Raw genomic sequence first — 4,130 nt, 5'->3', positions numbered from 1 at the left:
TACATTGGATTGCGTACACCCTGTAGGAGCTGCCGAAGGCTGCGATCTTTTAACGACTAGACTGGGGTTCAAGGGAGAGGAACGACCATGATCACCCGGCGACTCGCACAATGTCTGCTCACGCTTGCCCTTTGTCTGGCGCTCGGCGGCTGCGCGTCCTGGTTCAGCAATGATGAGCCAGACCCGGAGGTGCATCTGGCCAGGGTTGAAGTGGTGCGGGCCAAGCTGCTGGAGCAGCGTTTCATCCTGCACTTTCGCATCGACAACCGCAGCGAAAACGAGCTGACCGTACGCGGTCTGGAGTATCGCATTCACCTGGGCGGCATCCTGCTGGCCGATGGCGCGCATGAACACTGGATTACCATCGGACCCAAGGCCAGCCGTTCTTACCGGGTGCCGATCCGCACTAATCTATGGCCCAAGGTCAAGGATCTGGTCAAACAGCTGAAAAACCCCGAGCAGGCCATTCCCTATCGTCTGGAAGGTGAGATGGAAACCGGTTTATTCATCGCTCACTACGTGCACCTGGCGCGTAATGGCGTGATAATCCCCGCCGATCTAATTCCGGAGTAACCCCGATGACCCAGCAACCCCATGTCCATGGCCCTGACTGCAACCACGATCATGACCACCATGATCACGACCATGGCCATGTCCACGGCCCGAACTGCGGCCACGCCCACCAGGAACCGGTGCGCAACGCCCTGAAAGACGTCGGCCGCAACGACCCTTGCCCATGCGGCAACGGCAAGAAATTCAAGAAGTGCCACGGCGCTTGATGCTTCGGGCGAAGAGCTTTTTCGCCGGTTGAATCGCCATCGCGAGCAGGCTCGCTCCCACAACTCCAATCCCTGTGGGAGCGGGCTTGCCCGCGAAGACGGCGGGACATTCAACATCGATGTGTCAGATAAATCGCCATCGCGGGCAAGCCCGCTCCCACAGGTTTCTCAGCCTGCCTGCAAAATCGTCGCACTACTGACCACCGTCGCATACTCCCCATGCAAATTCCCCAGCGACATCCCATGCACCTCCTCAGCTGAGCGGGCATGCCCGAAAAAGTCAGCCTTGTCGAAGGTAAAGCACGCATCCTCGACCACCCATGCATCGAACCCCAGATTGCCCGCCGTGCGCGCCGTGGATTCCACCGAGTTGTGGGTCGCCACGCCAACGATGATCAATTGCCCGATCCCCGCCTCGCGCAACAGAGCCTCCAGCCCCGTCGAACAAAACGCATCCGGCACCTGTTTTTGAATCAGATGTTCACCCGGCAATGGCAGAAATCGCTCCTGAAACTCCACGCCCGACTGCCGCGGCCAGAACACTGAGTCTTCCGATCGCGACAGATGCTGCACATGAACGATCGGCCGCCCGTTGCACCGCCAATGTCCCAGCAGTTCCAGCATGCGTTCCTCGGCCTCGGGGTTGTTCCGGCGGCCGAGCCTGGGGTGAAGGATGCCTTTCTGTTGATCGATGATGATCAGTGCTGCGTTTGCCATTAACTGCATACCGACGAACCTCCCTGACCATTGGTCGCTGAACTTATCAGACAAATCCTGAAATAACCTTGTACCCCGCTTGCGCGCCCACCTTCCGCTCACTAACGTAGCGCCTTTACTGACGCTACCCCCGCAGGAGCTTTGCCATGGCCTCGCCAGCCCATACACATTTTCTACCCCGGTTCGGCGTTGCCGCAGCAGTGGCGGGGGTTTTGAGCCTGACCGGTTGTCAGAGCTTCAACGCCCAGGACACCCTTCCACCGACCTCCGGCGTACAGCCGCTGAAGGGTCTGGCGCAGAATGTTTCGGTGCGCCGCAATGCCATGGGCATGCCGTTGATCGAAAGCAGCACGTTCCACGACGCGCTGTTCAGCCTCGGTTATGTGCACGCCAGCGACCGCATCACGCAAATGGTCACCCTGCGCTTGCTGGCCCAGGGTCGTCTGGCGGAAATGCACGGTGCGGACCTGCTGGACGCCGACCGCTACATGCGCGCCGTCAACCTGAAAAAAAGCGCCGGTGAGCTGTACAAAGCGTCTTCACCGCGTCTCAAGCGCTTCTTTGAGGTTTACGCTCGCGGGGTCAACGCTTACCTGTTCCGCTACCGCGACAAGTTGCCGGCGGACCTCGCCGCCAGCGGCTACAAGCCTGAATACTGGCAGCCGGAAGATTCGGCGCTGATTTTCTGCCTGCTGAACTTCAGCCAGTCCGCCAACCTGCCGGAAGAGATTTCCGCGCTGGTGCTCGCGCAAACGCTCACCACCGACAAACTGCCGTGGCTGACGCCGTCCGCTCCCGACGAAAAACTGCCATTGGCCGAAAGCGAAAAGCTGCAAGGCATCAAGCTCAATGGACAAATTCCGGGACTGGCTGACATCAGCAAAGCCACAGGCCAGCTCTCTGACCTGAATCTGCTCGGCGCCACTTCGTCGAACAACTGGGCGATCGCCCCGCAACGCAGCCGCAGCGGTAAAAGCCTGCTGGCCAGCGATAGCCATGGCCCGATGGGCGTGCCGTCGCTGTTCAGCTATGTGCAGATACGCGCACCGAAGTATCAGGCTTCCGGCGTGACCATTGCCGGTCTGCCGATGGTGCTGGGCGGTTTCAACGGCAAAGTGGCGTGGAGCACGACCAGCGTCATGGGCGACAACCAGGATTTGTTCCTGGAAAAAATCCGCCGCCAGGGCAACGGTCTCGCCTACGAAACCAACGGCAAATGGCAGCCGGCGATAACGCGCAACGAAACCTATTTCGTCAAAGGCCAGCGGCCGATTCGCGAAGCCGTGTACGAAACACGCCATGGTCCATTGCTCAACAGCGCCCAGGGTCTGGCACAGGGCAGCGGTTTCGGTTTGGCGTTGCAGACACCGAACTTCACTGACGACAAATCTCTTGATGCGTTTTTCGACCTGTCCCGTGCGCAGAGCGTCGAGAAAGCCTCGGACGCCAGCCGCGAGATCCGCGCCATCGCCTTGAACCTGGTGTTTGCCGATGCCAGCAACATCGGCTGGCAAGTCACCGGCCGCTACCCGAATCGCCGCGAAGGCGAAGGCCTGCTGCCCTCGCCGGGCTGGGAAGACCGCTACGATTGGGACGGTTACGCCGACCCGATGCTGCACCCTTACGATCAGGACCCGGCGCAAGGCTGGCTCGGCACAGCCAACCAGCGGGTCATTCCCCATGGCTACGGCATGCAGCTGTCCAACTCCTGGTCGGCCCCGGAGCGCGGCGAGCGTTTGGCCGAACTGGCCGGCGTGGGCAAACATGACACCCGCAGCCTGATCGCCATGCAGTACGACCAGACCACTACGTTCGCCGCCAAGCTGAAGAAAATGTTCGAAGCACCGGGCATGGCCCAGCCGCTCAAACAGGCGATCGAAGCCCTGCCGGTGGCGGATCGCGGCAAGGCGCGCGAGGCATTGACTCGCTTGATGGCGTTCGACGGCAAACTGGCCCCGACCTCCACCGACGCGGCAATCTACGAACTGTTCTTGCAAGAAAGCATGAAGCAGATTTTCCTCGATGAACTGGGCCCGGAAAGCAGCCCGGCCTGGAAAGCCTTCGTCGCCAACGGCAAGTTGTCCTATGCAGCCCAGGCCGACCACTTGCTGGGCCGCGAAGACAGTCCGTTCTGGGACGATGCACGCACCGCTCAGAAAGAAGACAAACCGGCGATCCTCGCTCGCAGCCTCGCAGCGGCAATTACCGCAGGCGACAGCCAGTTGGGTGGCGATCACAAAGCCTGGCAGTGGGGCAAATTGCATCGCTATGAATGGAAGAACGCCAATGGCCAGACCGTACGCGGCCCCGTGCCGGCTGGCGGCGATCACACCACGCTCAATACCGCCGCGTTCGCTTGGGGTCAGGACTTCAATACGACGCTGGCACCGGCCATGCGCTTTATCGTCGACTTCGGCCAACCCGAACCGCTGATGGGCCAGAACGCCACCGGCCAGTCCGGCAACCCGGCCAGCCCGAACTACCTGAACAGCATCGATCCATGGCTCAAAGGTCAGTACCAGAGCTTGCCGATGCAGCCGCAGAACTTTGACAAGGTGTATGGGACCAAACGATTGACCCTGACACCGGGCAAATAAGATCAAGAGATCGCAGCCTGCGGCAGCTCCTGCAGAG

Annotated in this window: 4 protein-coding genes; 3 read left to right on the top strand and 1 reads right to left on the bottom strand. The window is 60.6% G+C overall.

The genetic code is table 11. The features are described from left to right. The first annotated feature begins 87 nt into the window (after positions 1-87). Both ACW9JC_RS28995 and ACW9JC_RS28990 read left to right on the top strand, forming a co-directional pair. A complete protein-coding gene (locus ACW9JC_RS28995) occupies positions 88-573 on the top strand; it encodes an LEA type 2 family protein (protein WP_448106607.1) in 486 nt (161 codons plus the stop codon). A 5-nt stretch (positions 574-578) separates the two neighbouring features. Further along, complete coding sequence (locus ACW9JC_RS28990) at positions 579-779, top strand: SEC-C metal-binding domain-containing protein (protein WP_034146774.1); 201 nt, start codon at positions 579-581, stop codon at positions 777-779. Between the two features lie 168 nt (positions 780-947). Here the strand turns inward: ACW9JC_RS28990 and ACW9JC_RS28985 are convergent, their stop codons facing one another. Then, entirely contained in the window at positions 948-1,505 is a 558-nt protein-coding gene (locus ACW9JC_RS28985) for a cysteine hydrolase family protein (RefSeq protein ID WP_457459322.1), read from the bottom strand. A gap of 137 nt (positions 1,506-1,642) precedes the next feature. Here ACW9JC_RS28985 and ACW9JC_RS28980 point away from each other — a divergent pair, with 137 nt between their 5' ends. Next, complete coding sequence (locus ACW9JC_RS28980) at positions 1,643-4,093, top strand: penicillin acylase family protein (protein WP_457459320.1); 2,451 nt, start codon at positions 1,643-1,645, stop codon at positions 4,091-4,093. Positions 4,094-4,130 lie beyond the last annotated feature (37 nt).

The organism is Pseudomonas sp. SDO5591_S426 (genome assembly GCF_054070755.1).
The sequence above is the reverse complement of the archived record's forward strand: the minus strand, read 5'-3'. Positions and strand labels throughout refer to the sequence as shown.